3 protein-coding genes are annotated in these 1,912 nt (G+C 73.7%); all 3 read right to left on the bottom strand.

Annotated features, from left to right (window positions below; genetic code table 11):
• A partial coding sequence (locus VH112_01860; GenBank protein ID HEX4538961.1) for an RsmG family class I SAM-dependent methyltransferase occupies positions 1-443 on the bottom strand: 443 nt, incomplete at its 3' end.
• 7 nt (positions 444-450) lie between these two features.
• Entirely contained in the window at positions 451-1,521 is a 1,071-nt protein-coding gene (gene jag / locus VH112_01855) for an RNA-binding cell elongation regulator Jag/EloR (GenBank protein HEX4538960.1), read from the bottom strand.
• Positions 1,522-1,524: 3 nt separating this feature from the next.
• Positions 1,525-1,912, bottom strand: a 388-nt coding sequence (locus VH112_01850; GenBank protein HEX4538959.1) for a hypothetical protein, incomplete at its 5' end; no start/stop codon positions are given.

The following is a 1,912-nucleotide window of genomic DNA, read 5'->3' as shown; positions in this document are numbered from 1 at the left end:
AGAAGGGGGTCACGACCGGCCGCCTCGGCCCGGTCCTGGCGGACCGAGACCCGGGTCCCGAGGCCCAGTCGCCGGACCGCGTCGCTCAGGAAGGCCGTTCGCCGGCCCTGAGCGTCGAGGAGGACCAGGGTGGCCTCTGGCCAGCGGGTGGCGACGACGAGGCCGGGGAGTCCGCCCCCCGAACCCAGGTCCAGGAGGACCGGCGGGGTGGGGCCGTCAGGCCAGAGGCGGCGGCAGACGGCGACGAAGCCCTCGGCGTGGCGGAGGTGGGTGTCGACAGGGCCGGGACCGAGGAAGCCGGCGGCCCGGGCCTCCCCGAGGATCCGGCGGAGTTCGGGGGGGTGAGCGGGCTCTGCGAGGTCGGAGGACTCGGTGGGCCGAGTGGGCCGAGAGGGGTCGGGGAGGGGAGGGGGAGTGGCGGCGGAGGGGTCGGTGCCGGGCACCGACGGGTCAGGACGCCGGGGCGATGACGACGTGGCGGCTGGGGTCCTCGCCCTCGGAGCGGGTGACGACGCCGTCCATCTCGTTGATGGCGTCGTGGACCGCCTTGCGGTCGGCCGGGCTCATCGCCTCGAGCGCCTTCTCGTGGCCCGAGGAGATGACCTCCTCGGCGATCTGGACGCTGAAGCGCTTGAGGGCGGCCGAGCGACGCTCCCGGTAGCCGGCGACGTCGACGAGGATGCGGTCGGTGCGCGAGGGGCACTGGCGCTGGACGACGGCCCGGGTGAGGTCCTGGAGAGCGGCGAGCGTCGAGCCGCGGGGCCCGACGAGCATGCCGAGGTCCTTGTCATCACCGGTGGCCGCGATCTCGACGGTCTCCTCGTCGAGGAGGCGTGTCTCGACAGAGGCCTCGACCCCGTACTCGGCCAGCAGACCGGCGAGGAACGTCCGTCCTATCTCGCCCTGTTCCTCGAGCGTCATTCCGTCGGCCATGTCGACTGTCTCCTTACCTTCGGTGCTCCGCGACGGAGCCTTCTCGTGGGACGGTTCCCGGGTGGAGCCGTTCCGCGACCCTTCACGCATCTCGCCGCCGGTCGTGGCGCCCGCTCCCGCGGTGGCGGCCCGGGAGCGGTTGCGGCGGCGGCGGGCCGAGCGGCTGTTGCCGGTGCCCTGCCCGCGGCCCGGGTCAGCCGGACCCGAGCCCTCATCACCGCTGCGGCCGGACGAGCCGTTGCCGGCTCCGCTGGTCGAGGGCGTCCTCTGGGCCTCCGCGCTGCCGTTGCCGGCCGCGGCCCGGCCCCCACCCGACGACCTCGAGCTCGAGCCGGAGGAGGAGCCGCTCCGCGGCCGCTCGCCCTGGCGGGACCGACCGGCCCGGCGGGAGCGCTCCCGCTTGGGCCGGGCACCGACCGGGCGCACCCGGGCGCGGACCCGGGCCTCGACCCGGACGCGGCCGAAGAGGCCCATCTTGGGCTCGTTGACCACGACGACCTCGGCGTCGTCGGGACCGACCCCCAGCTGTTCGAGCGCCTGCTCGGTCGCCTCTTCGATGGTCTTGCCAGCTACCTCAACCCACTCCACGTCCTAGCGTGCCTTTCTGGCCCGCTTCGATCGCGATCGGTTCTGGGGCTTGGCGGCCGGCGGTTGCTCCGCGGCCGTTCCCTTCCCGTTGGCGGGCCGCTTGCCCGCCCCCGGCTTCCGCCCGTTCGCGTCCGTATTGGGCCGTCCGTTGGTGTCCGCCTTCTGCGGTGGCACCGTTCCCTTGGCCAGCGCCGTCCCGTCCGTGGCGGTCGAGCGCTTCTTCGCCGGCTTGGGCTCCGGCTTCGACGGGGGTGGCTTGTCCTGCTTGCCCGAGCCGATCTCGCGTTCGACGGCCACGGGCGCCACCATCCCCGTCTTGAACATCACCTCTTGGGTGGCGATGCGCATCGCCGAAGAGACCACCATGTAAATGGTTGCTCCCGCCGGCACT

It is taken from the genome of Acidimicrobiales bacterium (genome assembly GCA_036270875.1).
In the GTDB taxonomy this organism is placed as follows: domain Bacteria; phylum Actinomycetota; class Acidimicrobiia; order Acidimicrobiales; family AC-9; genus AC-9.
The sequence above is the reverse complement of the archived record's forward strand: the minus strand, read 5'-3'. Positions and strand labels throughout refer to the sequence as shown.